Origin of the sequence: Streptomyces sp. NPDC093568 (assembly GCF_044764945.1) — a bacterium.
GTDB lineage: Bacteria > Actinomycetota > Actinomycetes > Streptomycetales > Streptomycetaceae > Streptomyces.
Map to the genome: position 1 here is coordinate 1,746,431 of NZ_JBIWJD010000001.1, position 16,196 is coordinate 1,762,626.

General features: G+C 73.4%; 15 protein-coding genes. 8 read left to right on the forward strand and 7 right to left on the reverse strand.

The genetic code is table 11. The features are described from left to right. Positions 1-15 precede the first annotated feature (15 nt). The gene (locus ACIRD7_RS06715) at positions 16-1,758 is read right to left on the reverse strand and encodes an FAD-dependent oxidoreductase (RefSeq protein ID WP_403450625.1); all 1,743 of its coding nucleotides are present in this window, start codon (positions 1,756-1,758) and stop codon (positions 16-18) included. Positions 1,759-1,931: 173 nt separating this feature from the next. On the opposite strand from ACIRD7_RS06715, the gene ACIRD7_RS06720 reads away from it, so the two are divergent. Continuing rightward, the gene (locus ACIRD7_RS06720) at positions 1,932-3,668 is read left to right on the forward strand and encodes a helix-turn-helix domain-containing protein (RefSeq protein ID WP_403450628.1); all 1,737 of its coding nucleotides are present in this window, start codon (positions 1,932-1,934) and stop codon (positions 3,666-3,668) included. A gap of 12 nt (positions 3,669-3,680) precedes the next feature. On the opposite strand, the gene ACIRD7_RS06725 is transcribed toward ACIRD7_RS06720, so the two are convergent. Continuing rightward, positions 3,681-4,268: a hypothetical protein gene (locus ACIRD7_RS06725; RefSeq protein ID WP_403450630.1), complete on the reverse strand. Its 588-nt coding sequence runs from the start codon at positions 4,266-4,268 to the stop codon at positions 3,681-3,683. A 194-nt stretch (positions 4,269-4,462) separates the two neighbouring features. On the opposite strand from ACIRD7_RS06725, the gene ACIRD7_RS06730 reads away from it, so the two are divergent. The 5 genes from ACIRD7_RS06730 (at position 4,463) to ACIRD7_RS06750 (ending at position 9,942) form a co-directional block, all read left to right on the forward strand. Next, positions 4,463-5,629: an FAD-dependent oxidoreductase gene (locus tag ACIRD7_RS06730; RefSeq protein WP_403450631.1), complete on the forward strand. Its 1,167-nt coding sequence runs from the start codon at positions 4,463-4,465 to the stop codon at positions 5,627-5,629. Between the two features lie 120 nt (positions 5,630-5,749). Next, on the forward strand, positions 5,750-7,849 hold the full coding sequence (locus ACIRD7_RS06735) for a molybdopterin cofactor-binding domain-containing protein (protein WP_403451700.1): 2,100 nt from the start codon (positions 5,750-5,752) through the stop codon (positions 7,847-7,849). A gap of 98 nt (positions 7,850-7,947) precedes the next feature. Continuing rightward, complete coding sequence (locus ACIRD7_RS06740; protein ID WP_403450634.1) at positions 7,948-8,403, forward strand: (2Fe-2S)-binding protein; 456 nt, start codon at positions 7,948-7,950, stop codon at positions 8,401-8,403. A gap of 46 nt (positions 8,404-8,449) precedes the next feature. Beyond that, positions 8,450-9,316 (forward strand): fructosamine kinase family protein, encoded by an 867-nt coding sequence (locus ACIRD7_RS06745; protein ID WP_403450637.1) that lies wholly within the window; start codon positions 8,450-8,452, stop codon positions 9,314-9,316. A 188-nt stretch (positions 9,317-9,504) separates the two neighbouring features. Beyond that, the gene (locus tag ACIRD7_RS06750; RefSeq protein ID WP_403450639.1) at positions 9,505-9,942 is read left to right on the forward strand and encodes a glutaredoxin domain-containing protein; all 438 of its coding nucleotides are present in this window, start codon (positions 9,505-9,507) and stop codon (positions 9,940-9,942) included. A gap of 17 nt (positions 9,943-9,959) precedes the next feature. Here the strand turns inward: ACIRD7_RS06750 and ACIRD7_RS06755 are convergent, their stop codons facing one another. Both ACIRD7_RS06755 and ACIRD7_RS06760 read right to left on the reverse strand, forming a co-directional pair. Continuing rightward, complete coding sequence (locus ACIRD7_RS06755; RefSeq protein WP_403450641.1) at positions 9,960-10,859, reverse strand: hypothetical protein; 900 nt, start codon at positions 10,857-10,859, stop codon at positions 9,960-9,962. Between the two features lie 91 nt (positions 10,860-10,950). After that, complete coding sequence (locus tag ACIRD7_RS06760) at positions 10,951-11,787, reverse strand: helix-turn-helix transcriptional regulator (protein WP_403450643.1); 837 nt, start codon at positions 11,785-11,787, stop codon at positions 10,951-10,953. A 101-nt stretch (positions 11,788-11,888) separates the two neighbouring features. Between ACIRD7_RS06760 and ACIRD7_RS06765 the strand changes: the two genes are divergently transcribed. After that, positions 11,889-12,596 carry an SDR family oxidoreductase gene (locus ACIRD7_RS06765; protein ID WP_403450644.1) on the forward strand — a complete coding sequence of 236 codons (708 nt, stop codon included), beginning with the start codon at positions 11,889-11,891 and terminating at the stop codon, positions 12,594-12,596. A gap of 10 nt (positions 12,597-12,606) precedes the next feature. Here the strand turns inward: ACIRD7_RS06765 and ACIRD7_RS06770 are convergent, their stop codons facing one another. Together ACIRD7_RS06770 and ACIRD7_RS06775 are read right to left on the reverse strand one after the other, a co-directional pair. After that, on the reverse strand, positions 12,607-13,800 hold the full coding sequence (locus ACIRD7_RS06770; RefSeq protein ID WP_403450646.1) for a CaiB/BaiF CoA transferase family protein: 1,194 nt from the start codon (positions 13,798-13,800) through the stop codon (positions 12,607-12,609). An 84-nt stretch (positions 13,801-13,884) separates the two neighbouring features. Next, positions 13,885-14,343 carry a MarR family winged helix-turn-helix transcriptional regulator gene (locus ACIRD7_RS06775; RefSeq protein WP_403450649.1) on the reverse strand — a complete coding sequence of 153 codons (459 nt, stop codon included), beginning with the start codon at positions 14,341-14,343 and terminating at the stop codon, positions 13,885-13,887. 173 nt (positions 14,344-14,516) lie between these two features. Here ACIRD7_RS06775 and ACIRD7_RS06780 point away from each other — a divergent pair, with 173 nt between their 5' ends. Then, complete coding sequence (locus ACIRD7_RS06780; protein WP_403450651.1) at positions 14,517-14,870, forward strand: hypothetical protein; 354 nt, start codon at positions 14,517-14,519, stop codon at positions 14,868-14,870. Positions 14,871-14,922: 52 nt separating this feature from the next. On the opposite strand, the gene ACIRD7_RS06785 is transcribed toward ACIRD7_RS06780, so the two are convergent. Further along, entirely contained in the window at positions 14,923-15,915 is a 993-nt protein-coding gene (locus ACIRD7_RS06785) for a helix-turn-helix domain-containing protein (protein ID WP_403450654.1), read from the reverse strand. Positions 15,916-16,196: the final 281 nt, after the last annotated feature.

Genomic DNA, 16,196 nt, shown 5'->3' on the forward strand with positions numbered 1-16,196 from the left:
TTCTCGGCACCCATCTCAACCGTGCCCGAGGATCCGCCGCAGCGCGTCCGTGAGCAACCGTTCGGCGTCCTCGGCCGAGGCCGGCTCGGCGTGCCGGAACGCCACATACCCGTCGGGGCGTACGAGGAGGGCGCCCGCGTCGGAGATCTCGCTCAGGCCCGCCCAGTCGCCGTAGGGGTCCTCGTACTCCTGGCCCGGTCCGACGACGACCGCCCGGATGTCGAGGGGCTGGGCCTCGGCGGCCCGCAGCCACGCCTCGCCGCCGATGCCGGTGAGCAGGGTGAAGCGGCCCCCGCCGACGGTGTCGAGGGTGGACAGGGTCCGGGTGCCGGCGGTGAGCCAGGCGTGCGGGAGCTTGGCGCCGGGGCGGGAGGTGGGCTGGTGGTGCAGCTCGGGGTCGCGGGTGAAGCCCGGGTCGGGCGTGCCGTCGGGGATCACCGCGTCGGAGGCGTAGCGCTGGTTGAGGTCGACGCCGTGCGCGTTGAACTCGTACGCCTTGAAGGCGATGGCCTCGCGCAGTGCCGTCCGCTGCTTGGCGGCGGCCTCGGTGGCGTCCTTGCGGGCGGCGATGTTGGCCCACAGCTGCTCGGGCGTCTGCGGCGAGAGCCCGTCGAGCGCCTCGAAGATCGGGGCGGTCTCGGCGATGGACTTGTTGGCCCGCGTCACGATCTGCCGGCCGACGGGCGCGCGCTCCACGGTGTAGGTGTCGAGGAGCTTCGGCGTCGCCACCCCGTCCAGGACCAGCTTCAGCTTCCAGGCCAGGTTGTGGGAGTCCTGGATGGAGGTGTTGGAGCCGAGCCCGTTGGACGGCGGGTGCCGGTGCACGGCGTCACCGGCGCAGAAGACCCGGCCGTTCGCGTACGTCTCGGCGTACATCTCGTTGACCGTCCACGCCGACGACGACTTGATGGTCACCGGGATCTCGTCGTCGCCGATCAGCTGGCGTACGACGGACAGGGCGTACTCCTCGGTCAGATCGGGGGCGCCCGCCGTCACGTCGTAGCCCCACACGATCAGCCACTCGTCCCAGGGCCGCACGCAGCGCACCAGGCCCGCGCCGATGCCGCCGACGGTGGCGCCCGGCGCGAGCACCCAGTAGAGGGTGGAGGGGCGGTGCGCGGTGTACTTGCTCAGGTCCGCGTCGAAGACGATGTTGATGCTGCCCGCGACGCCCATCTGACCGCCCATCGGCAGCCCCGCGTCCTCGGCAACCTTGGAACGGCCGCCGTCGGCGCCGATCAGGTACTTCGCGCGGATGGTGTACTCGTCGCCGCGCAGCCGGTCCTCGACGGTGACCGTGACGCCGTCCTCGTCCTGCACGAAGGACTTGTAGACCGTGCTGAACCGGAAGTCGGTGCCGCGCGCGATGGCCGCGTCCACCAGCACCGGCTCCATCAGATGCTGCGGCATGTCGCACATCCGGGTCGGGCTGGCCAGCTCGTGCGCGGCCTGCACCAGCGGGTCGTTGCCCCACGAGCGCACCCGGCCGAGCTCCTCGCCGGCGAGGCTGGTGCAGAAGGTCGTGTTCCCCATCAGATGCTGCGGCGTCGCCTTGGCGATCACGTCCCGCTCGACGCCCAGGTCGCGCAGCACCTCCATGGTGCGCTGGTTGGTGATGTGCGCGCGGGGTGTGTCGGCGAGGCTCGCGTACCGGGTGACGACCATGTTGCGCACGCCGTAGGTGCTCAGGGCCAGCGCGGCCGACGCGCCCGCCGGGCCGCTGCCCACGATCAGTACATCGGTCTCGACGGTGTGCACGACAGAACGCTCCAGGAGATGAGAAGAGACCCCGACTTTCAAGATCATGGAGCGGTTCGGCCGGTCGTGGGTGTCTCATTACGAGACATCCCGCCGTCGCGGGTGTGCGGTGGGAGCGGGGGAGAACCCGCCGTCGCGACGCGGGTGACGCCCCCGATACGGTGAGGGACGCCATGACCACCGCGGAACATTCCCCAGCCCTCGCCCCGCTACGCCAGGCCCGCGAACGGTTCCTGACGGGGCGTCCCCTGCCGGACGGCGTACCGGACGACGTGGTCGCCGCCTGGCGGCGCGCCCGGTTCTTCGGCGTCCGGCCCGATCTCGACGGCCCCGTCCGGGAGTCGGCCCGCCCGGCCGACTCACCGCTGCTGGAGGCGGCACGCCCCGCGCTCGCCCGCATCGCCTCGACCCTGGACGCGGGACGCTCGGCGCTCGTGCTCACCGACGAGCGGCTGCGGGTGCTGTGGTCGAGCGGCAGCGCGCCCGGCGACGCCACCTGCGCCGACCTGTCCGAGCGGGAAGTCGGGCACAACAGCGCCGCGCTCGCCCTGCGCACCCGCTGCCGGGCCGAGGTGCACGGCCCCGAGCACTTCCTCGACGTGTGGCAGGACGTCTCCGCGGTCAGCGTCCCCCTGATCTCGCCCAGGACCGGGCAGACGCTCGGCACGGTCACCCTGGCCTGCGGCCTGTGCGCGGGCTGCCGTCCGCATCCCGGCGCCGCCCTCGCCGAGGCGGCCGCCGCGGCGGTGGAGGCGGAACTGCGGGCACGCGCGCGTACCGCGGAACGCGCGCTGCTCGACGCCTACGAGCGGGCCGCGCGCGGGCACGAGCGGGCGGTCGTCGCGCTGGACGGCCGCAGCCGCCTGGTCAGCGAGGCCGCCGCACGTCTCGCCTCGCCGCAGGTGCTGGAGGCACTGGAGCACGCGGCGCGCGAGTGGGGGAGGGGGACCGCCGGCGGTCCGTACGCGGTCCCGCTGCCCGAGGACGCCGGGTGCACCGCCGAGGTCACTCCGGTACGGCACGAGGGCCGCTGTCTCGGCCTGGTCGCCGTGCTCGAACCGCGCCCGGTGGAGCCGCAGCCGTCGTCCCGGGCACCGGCGAGCGCTCCGGCAGGAGGCTCGGTGCCCTGGCGGCACGCGGTCGCACGAGCGACCGCGCTGTTCCGTACGGCGGGCCCCGTCCTGGTGATCGGCGAGCGGGGCACCGGAAAGACCACCCTCGCCCTCGAACTGCTCGACGCGACCGACCCGTTGGTCGTGGACGCCGCCGAGTCACCCGAACTGGACCTCAAGGGCCACGGCCCGGCCGGCGGCCGCCCCCTGGTGCTGCGTCACGCCGAACGGCTGGCCCAGCCGGACGTCGCCGCCCTCAACTCCCTCCTCGACGAGCGCCCGGACGCCCCGCTCGTCGCGACCTACACGCCCGGCGCCCCACCGGGCCCCTGCCTCCAGCGCCTCCTCGACACCCTCGCGGCCCGCTCGGTGACCCTGCCGGCGCTGCGGGAACGCCCCGAGGACATCCGGGAGTTGCTCCCCGCCCTGGCGCCCGACCCCGACCCCGGCAGCCCGCCGCTGACCTGGACGCTGGACGCGCTGCGGGCGCTGGAGCGGCATCCCTGGCCCGGGAACGTGACGGAACTCGCCCATCTCGTCCGGGCCCTGGCCGGCCGGCGACGGTACTCGGGGCCGGTGCGGCGCGGCGAACTGCCCGATCCGGTGCGCGAAGGACCCGCGGGCCGGACCCTCAGCCCGATGGAACTGGCCGAACGGGCCGCGATCCTGGAGACGCTGCGCCGCCACGGCGGCAACAAGGCGCGCGCCGCGGCGGCGTTGGGGATCGCCCGCGCCACCCTGTACCGCAAGCTGCGGGAGTATCAGGGCCGGGACGCCCTCATCGGGCCGAGGCCCTGACCGCGAGGGTGCTCAGCGCGCCCCGGTCCAGTTGTGCGCGACGTCGACGACGACACGGCCGTCCGCCACCCAGACCCGGAACGGCAGCCGTGCCCGGACGCCGAGCCCGATCTGTGTGTCGCCCTCGAAACTGCCGACGAACCTCGCGTCCCGGAAGGTGCGGTATCCCGTGAGATCGACGCCGACCAGACGCTGGCCGGCCCTCGCGGGATAGGTGGGCTTGCCGGTGTCGGGGTCGTACGCCGGAGCGGTCACCCGTACCTCGATGACGGCTCCGCCGCCGACGGCGATCTGCCGGCCCGAGCCGTCCTGGTACAGGCGGCTGACGTACTGGACGGAGTAGCCCAGTTCACGGGTGCCCGCGCCGGGGACGTCGACGACCATCCGGTCGAAGCACGCGTGCCGGCCGGTCCTGATGTTCGTCATCGAGTCCGTGGTGCCGGCGGAGCGGGTCTTGGCCTGGCTGCCCCAGCCGACGGGGCAGGCCGTTGCCTGCGCGGTGGCGGCGGTCGTGGTCGCTTCGGCCGGGACCGCCGCCACGCCCAAGGTGGCGACCATGAGCGCGGTGGTGGCCGCCCAGGCGGTTCTGTTTCGTCCCATTGTGTCCCCCGGGAGGTGATGTGCCTGATATTAGGGGAGACAACCGTCTTGGTGGAATGGTTGCACTCTTCCGGAGGTCGACCGTCCGGACTTCGCGGCGACCGGCGGCCCGCCGGGGAACCCGGACCGGACCTGGGACGTTCCACGAAGGACGGCCGCGAGGGGCGGGGTTTCGACGGTGAAGCGGGGGCGATGTGGCGCGATTACTGGTCGTGGGGGGCGGAATCGCCGGCGCGGGTGCGGCTCTGGCACTGCACAAGGCCGGATTCGACGTCACCGTGCACGAGGCGCACCCCGACTCCGCGGAGGACATCGGCGCGTTCCTCACCCTCGCGAGCAACGGCATGCGCGCCCTGGCGGAGCTGGACGCCTCGGCGGCGGTCACCGCGATCGGCTTCCCGCTGACCTCGATGCGGGTCCTCGACGACACCGGCGCCGAGATCGCCCGGGTGCCCCTCGGCGAGGCCGGCACCTCGCACCTTCGGTACCGCTGCGTGCGGCGCGGCGAGCTCAACGCCGCCCTCCAGACGGAGGTCACCCGCCGGGGCATCGGGATCCGGCACGGCATACGCCTCGCCTCGGTCGACGACGGCCCCGACGGCGTCACCGCCCACTTCGCCGACGGCAGCAAGGCGACCGGCGATCTGCTCATCGGGGCCGACGGCCTGAACTCCACCGTCCGCCGGCTCGCCGCCCCCGACTCCCGCCCGGCCCACGCCGGTCAGCAGGTCTTCTACGGCTACACCTCCGAGGCGCCCGAGGCGGGCCACGCCGAGACGATCACCATGGTGCGCGGCAGGGCCGTCGCCTTCGGGTACGCGGTCTCGCCCGAGGGGGAGACCCACTGGTTCGCGCGCGTCGCCGCCGAGCCCCTGGCCGCCGACGAGATCGAGCGGGCCACACCGGCCCGCCTGCGTGACCTTCTGCTGCCGCTGCTCCGCAAGGACGCCACTCCGGCCGCGGACCTCGTCGCGGCCACCCCGGACGACCTCATGGTCACCAACGCCACCGAACTCCCCGCCGGGACGCCCTGGCGCAGCGGCCGGACCCTCCTCATCGGCGACGCGGCCCACGCGGCGTCCCCCGCCACCGGGCAGGGCGCGTCGATGGCGCTGGAGGACGCCGTCGTCCTCGCCAAGTCCCTGCGGGACGCGCCGGACACCGACACCGCGCTCGCCCTGTACGAGCGACTGCGCCGCCCGCGTGTGGAACACAACATCGCCGTCAGCGGCAACATCTCCCGCGGCATCCACACCCCGTCGGGCCCCGGTCCGCGCGGCGCGGGTCCGCACCGGCACGGCGACGACGAGCTCATGGGGCAGCTCGACTGGAACACCGGCCTCCGGTGGCCCGCGTCCTAGATCGATGGACATGCCAAGCGGGGCAACCCCGAAGCGCACAGGCCCCTCATAGAGGTCGAACCACACCGGGTTCGCGGAGAGGAGCACCTGTTGGCCCGTCAATTGTCCCGGCGGCAGTTCGTGGTCTACTCGCTCGCGGCGACCACCCTGACCGTCGCGGCGCCACTCGGCTGCGACGGCTCGACCGCCGAGGGTGCCGAGCAGACCGCCGACGGCGAACGCCGCGCGTCCGACGTGCTGGTGACCGGCACCGACGCCGAAATGCTGGTCCTGGAGGTCACCCAGACCAACAAGGTCGTCGTACGGCTGCCGCGCGTCGAGGTCGGCCAGGGCGTCACCACCGCCGTCGCCATGATGATCGCCGAGGAACTGGACGCCCGGCTCGCCGACGTCGAGATCCCGCTCGCGGACGCCCGCAGCCGGGGCAACCAGTTCACCGGCGGTTCCAGCTCGGTCAGTTCGCTGTACGGACCGGCCCGTCAACTGGCCGCCACCGCCCGCGCCAAACTCCTGACCGCCGCCGCCCGTCGCTGGCACGTCCCCGCGCGGACCCTGATCACCCGGGGCACCCGGGTCTTCGCACCGGACGGCCGCATGGCCACCTTCGGTTCCCTGACCAGAGCCGCCGCCCCGATCACCCGGCCCACCGTGCCCACCACGCCCAAACCGGCGTCGCGGCACCGGATCATCGGACGGCCCACGAACCGTATCGACGCCCGCGACATCGTCACCGGCAAGGCCAAGTACACCGGAGACCTCGCGGTCGCGGGGGCGAAGCCGACGGTCGTGGCCCGGCCGCCGACGATCGGCGGGAAGGTCGTCACGGTCGACTCGGCCGCCGCACGCGCCATGCCCGGGGTGCACGCGGTCGTGCAGTTCGGCGGCGGTGTCGCAGTCGTCGCGGAGACCTTCCACCACGCCTTCCAGGCCCGTGACGCCCTGCGCGTCACGTGGGCGCCGGGACCGCTGGCGAACCTCTCCGACGACCGGATCCGCTCCCGGCTGCGCGCTGCCGTACCGAAGCTGGGGACCCCGCCGAGCGGATCGGCGCAGACCGAGGCCGAGTTCGAGTTCGCCTTCGTCAGCCACGCCCCGATGGAAGTGCTCACCGCCGTCGCGGACGTACGGGCCGACCGGGCCGAGATCTGGTTCTCCTCCCAGTCCCCGCAAGGGGCGCGGGAGGACATCGCCGCGACGCTCGGAGTGCCGGTGTCGAAGGTGCGGATCCATGTGCTGCGCGGCGGCGGCTCGTTCGGGCGGCGCCTGAACCACGACGCCGCGCTCGAGGCGGCCGTCATCTCCCAGAAGGCGCGCCGGCCGGTGAAGCTGATGTGGAGCCGGGCCGACGACATCCGGCACGGCAGGATGCGCCCCGCCTCCCACCACCGCATCCGGGCCAGCCACGCCCGGGGCAGGGTGGTGGCGTTCGCCCACGCCACCGCCTCGGTCAGCGAGTCGTTCGGCGAGCAGGGCCTGTCCGCGCAGGGCGGCGCGCGATCCGCCGTTCGCGGCCCCGCTGCGGCTCCGCTTCCCAGCGACAGCGGCCTGTACAACTTCGGCCGCCTCTCCGGCGACTCGGGCTCGGTCGCGCTGGCGATCCCGCTCGGCGCCTGGCGCTCGGTCGACTCCGGTACGGTCCGCACCGCCGAGGAGATCGTCGTGGACGAGGTGGCCCGCGCCCTCGGCCAGGACCCGGTCGCCTTCCGGCGTACGACCCTCAGGAGCAAGACCGTCAAGGCCGTACTGGACAAGGTCGCGGCCGCCGGTCAATGGGGCCGGCGGCTGCCCCGGGGCCATGGGCAGGGCGTCGCGCTGCACGAGGAGTACGGCTCGTGCGTCGCCTGCCTCGTCGAGATCGACGCCACCGACCCGAAGAACCCCCGGGTGACCAAGGTGGTCATGGCGGCCGACGTCGGCACGGCCGTCAACCCGCGCGGACTGGAGGCCCAGCTCATGGGCACCGCCGTCGACGGCATCTCCACCGTGCTGCGGGCCGGGCTGCACATCGACAAGGGTGCCGTCCGCGAGAGCAGCTTCGCCGACTTCCATTACGCCCGTGCGCGGCACGCCCCCTACCACTTCGAGGCGCACATCATGCCGTCCCGACGTGCCCCGGGCGGAGCGGGCGAACTCGGCGTCCCGGCCGCGGCAGGCGCCGTGGCCAACGCCTACGCCCGCGCGACCGGCACGAAGCCGCGCCGCTTCCCCCTCAACTTCTGAGCCGTCCGAAGGCCTCTGAGCCGACCGAAAGCTTCCGAGCCATCGGGGAGCCTCTCAGCCGTCCGAAGGCCTCTGAGCCATCCGAAGAGAAGGTCTTGATGCCCTCCTACACCTTCACCCTCAACGGGAAGCAGGTCTCCGTCGAGGCGCCGGCCGACATGCCGCTGCTCTGGGTGCTGCGCGACCTGCTGAACGTCACCGGCCCCAAGTACGGCTGCGGGGTGGGCGCCTGCCGCGCCTGCACCAGCCATCTCGACGGCGACGAGATCCAGCCCTGTGTCGTCCCGGTCGCCGACTGCGCGGACCGCGAGGTCACCACCATCGAGGGCCTGGCCGACGGCGACCGCCTCCACCCCGTACAACGGGCCTGGCTGGACTGCGACGTCGCCCAGTGCGGCTTCTGCCAGCCCGGCCAGATCATGGCCACGGCCGCCCTGCTGAAGAAGACACCCCGGCCGACGGACGACGACATCGACCGCATCGAGAACGTCTGCCGCTGCGGCACCTACTCCCGGATCCGCGAGGCGATCAACAAGGCCGCCGCCAACTCCTGACCCGCCGCATCCGGGTACGGCACGCGGCGGCCGTACCCTGAGGGCCGTGCACAGCAGCTTCGAGAGCCCGGGTGCCGTGGCGGCGCGCCTCACCGGGCGTCCGGTGACCGGTGAACGCCGTCTGTCCGGAGCGCTCGCCGAAGTCACCCTCGACGGCGGGCAGGTGGTGATCGTCAAGCGCGGCGGCGACGACCGGGCCACGTGGGCCGAGGCGGCCGGACTGCGCTGGCTGGCCGCGTCCGGCACCGTCCGGGTCCCGCCCGTACACGGCCGGGACGCGCGGTGGCTGGTCCTCGACCGGGTGGTGACCGGACGGCCGAGCGCCGGCGCGGCGGAGCGGTTCGGGCGCGAGCTGGCGGCCCTGCACGCCTCCGGCGCCCGGGCGTTCGGCGCCCCACCACCCGGCGGCCCCGAGGACGCGTACATCGGGATGGCCCCGATGCGTAACGTCACCGGCCCCGAGTGGCCCGGCTGGTACGCCGAGCACCGGGTGCTGCCGTATCTGCGCCGGGCGGTCGACGACGGGATCGTCCGCGGTGCCGAGGCGCCGGTGATCGAGCGGGTCTGCGCGCGGCTGACCGACCTGGCCGGACCCGCCGAGCCGCCGGCCCGGCTGCACGGCGACCTGTGGAACGGCAACGTCCTGTGGGGCGCCGACGGACATGTCCGGCTGATCGACCCCGCCGCGCACGGCGGCCACCGCGAGACCGACCTGGCCATGCTCCACCTCTTCGGCTGCCCCCACCTGGACCGCGTCCTCGCCGCCTATCAGGAGAGCGCGCCCCTCGCCGACGGCTGGCGCGACCGCGTCGGCCTGCACCAGCTGTTCCCGCTTCTGGTGCACGCCGTGCTCTTCGGCCGCGGATACGCCGAACAGGCCCTGGCGGCGGCCGAGTCGGCGCTGACGGCGTGAGCCGCGGGAGGAAACCGGCCACGCACCGTCACGGCGCCGGGCGCATCACCTACGTCGGCACCGGCCCGGACCCCGCCTTCGCCAAGGAGCTGCTCCGATGGGCCCTTCCCGCGGAAGTCCCCCTCAGCCTCTGGGATGTGAAGGTCCTCGGGGAACGGTGACCGGGCGCATCGGTAGCCTTCGTCACCATGACCCGTGCCTGGATCCTGCCGCTGCTGCTCCTGCTCACCGGCTCGGTCGTCGCGACCGTGCTGTCCCTCCAGGGCAGCCATGGGACAGCCGCGGCACTGGCGTCGGTGTTCGCGGTGCTGGCTTTCGTGCACTCGCCCCTGATCTTTCCGGCGTCGATCGCCGCGCGGGAGGCGGAACGCCGAAGCGCGGTCGACGGCCGGCCGATCGTGTTCTGGAGGCCCGGCTGCGCGTACTGTCTGCGGCTGCGCCTCCGGCTGGGCAGGGACGCCTGGCGGCTGCACTGGGTCGACATCTGGCGCGACCCGGCCGCAGCCGCCGAGGTGAGGGCGGCCAACGACGGCAACGAGACGGTGCCCACCGTCGTCGTGGCGGGCCGTCCCCACACCAACCCCGATCCGGCATGGGTGCGCGAACAGCTCTCCCCGCGCGGCTGACCGGGATCCGTCCGGGATCAACGCCAGCTGGGCGAGGGCCCGGTGAGGTTGCCGTGCGGTACGGGGCGGCCCGTGAACGCGTCCAGCAGGATGCGGTCGCCGAGCGGACGGTCCAGGTTGACCGTCACCTTCTTCGAGCGCAGGTCGGCCGTGCACGGAAGCCCGTCGTCATGCGAGTCGGCGACGTACGCGGAAAGGACCACACTGCCGTCCGTCTCTAGCGCTTTCACGCGGGGGCCGTCGTCGCAGGACCCGTGGAACGCGTGCACGACGAGGGACCGCTCGTCCTCGGCCACTTCGACCAGCTCCTGGAGCTCGTTCAGGTCGTTCGTGCCGGTCTCCCGGGCCGGCCCGATCGGCGGCCGGGGGAGCTTCGACGGGTCGAGGGCGACGCGCTTCAGCGGGGTGTCGTAGCCCTCGAGGGTGAACAGCCAGGCCGGCACGGTGGCCGGGCCGCGACTGGTGGCCAGCGTCGTCTCGCCCAGCTTCACCCCGGTCACGGTCAGCTGCGGGGCGGGGCCGTCGCCGCGGTCCAGCCGCTCGTAGGTCTCCCGCGCGCCCATGAGCGGCAGCGTGAGCGAGCCGCCGCCCTGCCATGTCACCCGTGTCTCCTTCTTCGGCGACTTGGGGAGGTCGGCGCGCAACACGAAATTCTCGGTGAGGTACGCCTCCTTGTCGGCCTCGTTGTGGAAGGCGTCCTCGGGCAGTTGCACCGTGTCCGCCATCGGGTAGTACCCCTTGCGCCAGGCGGCGGCGGCCGGTGAACCGTCCCAGGCCTTCGCCACCGCTCCCGCGCGGGTCCTGGTCTCCGGCGCCGGATCGGAGCCCTCGACCTTCTGCGTCGCGGTGCCGCATCCGGCGGCGAGCAGGCCGAGTGCGGTGAGCAGTTGGGCGGTGCGGGTGACGGTCGTACGCATGGATTCCCCCGGGCGGACGGCGATGGGTACAAAGGGGGTGATCCCGCGACCACCCCGACACTGTGACGCACGAAGGGCGGCCGGCGTTCGGTCAGACCAGTGACTGGGTGCCGAGCACGGAGAGCAGGGCGAGCCGCTGTGCGTCCTCGGTGCCGGGGGCGGCCGTGTAGACCATCAGCCGCAGGTCGCTGCCCGCCACGGTGAGGATGTCGCAGTCCAGCGCCATGGGGCCGACCTGCGGGTGGTCGATGACCTTGCGGCCGGCCTCGTGGCGCCCGACCGTGCCCGTCTCCCACAGTTCGGCGAAGCGCGGGCTGCGCGTGCGCAACTCCTCGATCAGGCGCCGGAGTTGGGGGTCCGACGGGTAGCGGGCCGCCGTCGCGCTCAGGTCGGCGACGATCCCCGCCTCGAAGGCGCTTCTCTCCTGCGGTGTCTGGCGAGCCCGGCTGGGTGGGCCGAGGAAGGTCCGCCACACGCCGTTGCGTTCGAAGCCGCGCCATCCGGACGGGTCGCCCACGAGGGCCGCGTAGTGGGAGTTGGCCACCAGCAGGGTCCATGCCGCGTCGTAGACCCCGACGGGCGTGCCGTTCAGCCGGTCCAGCAGGCGCTGCACACTCGGCGTGAGGTACCCGGGCACCGTCTCGGGGCCGGGCGGCGCGAGACCCGCCAGCCGGAACAGGTGCGCGCGTTCCTCCGCCGACAGCCGCAGCGCCCGGGCCAGGGCCTCGACGATCTGGCCGGACGGATTGCTCGCCCGGCCCTGTTCGAGCCGGGTGACGTAGTCGACCGAGATCCCGGCCAGCAGGGCCAGTTCCTCACGGCGCAGCCCGGCCGCACGCCGCCGGCCGCCCGCCGGCAGACCCGCCGACTGCGGTGCGACCCGGTCCCGCCAGCGGCGCAGGGCCTTGCCGAGTTCCGTCGCCGTCATGCCCCCAGTGAACACCGCCGCGCGGGCGCGTGCCTGGTACCCGCAGTCCCAGGAAGACGGGACTGCTGGCTGACCCGCTGGCCGCGCAGGACGCTGAGGGCATGACGACAACACTCATCACCGGAGCTAACAAGGGCCTCGGATTCGAGACCGCACGTCGGCTCGTCGAAGCAGGTCACACCGTCTACCTCGGCGCCCGGAACGCCGAGCGGGGCCGCGCCGCCGCAGAACGGCTCGGCGCCCGGTTCGTGCAGCTCGACGTCACCGACGACGCCTCCGTGCGGGCCGCCGCGAAGACCGTCGAGGCCGAGGGCGGGCTGGACGTCCTGGTCAACAACGCCGGCATCGAGGTGCGGGGCGAGAACAACAGCATCCCGGCCGCCGCGGACACCACCGCCGACGAGATGCGCACCGTGTTCGAGACGAACGTCTTCGGCGTCGTCCGGGTCCTGCACGCCTTCCTGCCGCTCCTGCGGCGGTCCGAGGCCCCCGTCGTGGTCAACGTCAGCAGCGGCCTGGCCTCCCTGACCGCGCTGTCCGAGCCGGATTCACCGGCCCACTTCTACCAGGCCGTCGCCTACCCGACCTCGAAGACGGCGGTCAACATGATCACCGTGCAGTACGCGAAGGCGTTCCCGGACATGCGGATCAACGCCGTCGAGCCCGGCTTCACCGCCACCGACCTCAACGGACGCACCGGCTCCCAGAGCGTCGAGCAGGGCGCGGAGATCATCGTCCGCATGGCGCAGATCGGCCCCGACGGCCCGACCGGCGCCTACCTGGACCTCGACGGGCCGCTTCCCTGGTGAGGCGGGCCCCTCACACGACGGCGTCGGCGCGCAGGGCCTCGATCTCGGCGGGCGTACGGCCCAGCTCGGCGAGGATCGCCTCGGTGTGCTCGCCCACCGCGGGCACCGGGTCCATGCGCGCGGGCACGCCGGTGAGGTCGGCCGGCGGCAGCAGGGCCTGAACCGACGCGCCCCCGGGCACCGCCACGTCCCGCCAGCGGCCGCGGGCGGCCAGGACCGGGTGGTCCAGGAACGCGGCGACGTCGTTGACCCCGGCGCAGGCGATGCCGGCGGCCTCCAGGTCCTTGAGGATCTCCTCGGCGTCCGAGCGGGCGCAGCGCTCGGCGACGACGGCGTTGAGCTCGTCCCGGTGCGCGACCCGCGCGGAGCTCGTGGCGAAGCGCGGATCGTCGGTGAGCTCGGGCCTGCCGAGGAACTCGGCGCACAGCACGCCCCACTCGCGCTCGTTCTGGATGGAGAACAGCACCTCGCCGCCGTCGGCGGCCGTGAAGGCGCCGTACGGGGCGAGCGTGGGGTGCTGGGTGCCCAGCCGCGCGGGCTGCGTGCCGCCGTGGCGGGTGTAGTAGGCGGGCTGCCCCATCCACTCGGCGAGCGCCTCGAACAGGGATACCTCCACCGGGTGGGCCGTGCCCGTGGTGGCGCGGGTGTACAGGGCGGTGAGGATGCCGCTGTACGCGTACATCCCGGCGGCGATGTCGGCGACGGAGATACCGACCCGCGCGCTCTCCTCGGCGGTTCCGGTCAGGGACACCAGCCCCGTCTGACACTGGACCAGCAGGTCGTACGACTTCCGGCCGGCCCACGGCCCGGACGTGCCGTACCCGGAGATCGTGCACGGGATCAGGCGCGGCCATCGCTCCCCGAGCGCCTCGGCACCGAGGCCCAGGCGGTCGGCGGCGCCCGGCGCCAGGTTCTGTACGAACACGTCGGCGCCGTCGAGGAGTCGGTGCAGGATCTCCAGGCCTCGCGGGGCCTTGAGGTCCAGCGTGAGGGATTCCTTGGACCGGTTGAGCCAGACGAAATAACTGGACTGGCCGTGCACGGTCGTGTCGTACCGGCGGGCGAAGTCCCCGTCCCCGGGCCGCTCGACCTTGATCACCCGCGCCCCGAGGTCGGCGAGCTGGCGGGTGGCGTACGGGGCTGCCACGGCCTGCTCCAGGCTGACGACGGTGACACCGGACAAGGGAAGGCGGGGCGCGTTCATAGGGGCCATGTGTACGGCCCCACCGGAGATCGCGTCAACGGCGCCCGACTTCGCAGGCCGGGGTGACGAGGGGCGCGGTCCTGCTCAGGCGGGCACGCGAAGGGTCTCGACCGCCCTGACCAGCGGGGCCAGTTCGGGATTCCTCGCGGCCTCGTCCAGTGCCTCGCGCAGGGCAGACTCGTTGGTGGGCCGGGCTTCCGCGAGGAGTTTGAGGCCGGCTTCTGTGACGTCGGTGTAGATGCCGCGGCGGTCGGTGGGGCAGAGGTAGCGGGAGAGCAGTCCGCGGTCCTCGAGGCGGGTCACCAGCCTGGTGGTGGCGCTCTGGCTGAGGACGACGGCGTCGGCGACCTGTTTCATCTGCAGGTGGCCGCCCTCGCCGTTGTGCTGGCGGCTGAGGACGTCGAGGAGTGAGTACTCGCGCACGCTGAGGTCGTGCCCGGCCTGCAGGGCGCGTTCGATGTGCGACTCGATCCTGCCGTGCAGCAGGGAGAGGGCGCACCAGCCCTGCGCGAGGGCGGTGAGCGCGGGATCCGTGGCGGTCATGGCGCCGGTGTCCTCCGTCCCGATGTGAATGACATCCAGGATAGGGCATCCGTGAAATTTCCTGCGAATGCGTTTATTGAGCGCTTGCAAGCATCGTGGGGCCGGCGTCATGCGCACCGCGCGGCGGAAACTCCCTGGCCGTCGCCTCGGACGTCCGGCTATCGTCGCCGCCCGTGATCACCCGCCCCTCGACGACCACACTGTGGCGACCCACCGGCCCCATCGAGCTGGACCTGGTCCGCGAGCTGAACTGGCGTGCCTGGCCGCCCCGGTTGCCCGAGCAGCCGATCTTCTACCCGGTGCTCAACGAGGACTACGCCGTGCGGATCGCCCGGGACTGGAACGTCAAGCACGACGGCGCCGGCTTCGTGACCCGGTTCGAGGTCGACTCGGAGTTCCTGGGCCGGTACCCCGTCCGGCAGGCCGGGGGCGAGACGATCCTCGAACTGTGGGTGCCCGCCGAGGAGCTCGACGAGTTCAACGCCCACATCGTCGGCACGATCGAGGTCGTGCACGAGTTCCGCTGACGGCGACAGGACGTCGGCGCGAGCGGGACGGGCGGGACTTCGCGGACCCGGTCTAGGTCCTCGTCAGGTGCCGCATCGTCAGGGCCAGGCCGAGCCGGAAGCGGCCCTGCGGAGTGCGCAGCGGCCAGCCCAGCAGGTGCTCGGCCTGGGCCAGGCGCTCCTGGAGCGTGGAGTGGTGGACGTTGATCTCGGCTGCCGCCGCCCGCAGGCTCACCGTCGTGGCGACCGCGTGCAGCGTGCCGAGCAGCCAGGGCGCGGCCGCCGCTGCCGCCTCCAGTGCCTGGACGTCGGGCGGCGGCTCGGCACCCGGTACGACCAGGCCGGCGAGGAGGGCGATGCCGCCCAACTCGTCGGCGTGGACGACGCCGGGGCCGGGGTCCTGTCCCGTGCCCTCGGCCGTGAAGCGCAGGGCGACGCGGGCCTCGGACCAGGAGCGCGGCAGGTCGAGCACCGGGACGGCGGGTCCCACGCCGACCCGGCCCGGGGAGTCGTCGACGGCCAGGTGCTCGGGGACGATCCGCGGGCGGCCGTCCAGCGGGGCGAGCACGCGGGCCGGTGCGGCGGGGTCCAGCCCCAGTCGGCGGGCCGCGTGCAGCCGCGCGGCGTCGGGCGCGGTGGCGTCGAGGACGGTCTCGACCAGCGCCGGATCATCGGCGGGGGCCCGCCCGCGCGTCCGGTCGAGGACCAGCCGTATGACGCCTGCGGCCCGCTCCAGGATCACCGCGTCCACGACGCTCGGTTCCGCCTGCTCGGCCCGCTCCAGCCACAGCGCCGGAGCCCCGCCCGGTGTCAGCGCGGCGGACGGCCAGGCGGGATCCGGCGGCAGGTCGCTGTCCCGGCGCGCGCCGTCGGCCTCGACCCGGACATGCACCCGCCGGTCCGCCTCCACCAGCCGCGCCGGCACCCCGGCGAGCACGGCCGCACCGCGCACCAGCGTCTCCAGACCGGCCCGGGACTCGGCGAGCCGATCGAAGTAGGCGATGACCCGGACGGCGGCCCCGGCGTCCGGATCGAGCGCGGTCAGACGCCCGGCCAGCTCTTTCATAGGCCCATGGTGCGGTATGCGGTCAAGTGGCGGGAGATTCGCGTCGATGCCGACGGCAGGAGGGGCGCGGGGCCCCCTTGGCTCGTCGGGCCCACGCGGCGGAGCCGCGCGTGCGCCGATCCCGGTGGGCGAGTGGCCGCGGCGCATGGCTACTGCCTCAACGGCCGCCGCAGCCGGTTTGGGTGGGACGCCCGGCCAGCTCTTTCATAGGCCCATGGTGCGGTATGCGGTCAAGTGGCGGGAGATTCGCGTCGATGCCGACGGCAGGAGGGGCGCGGGGC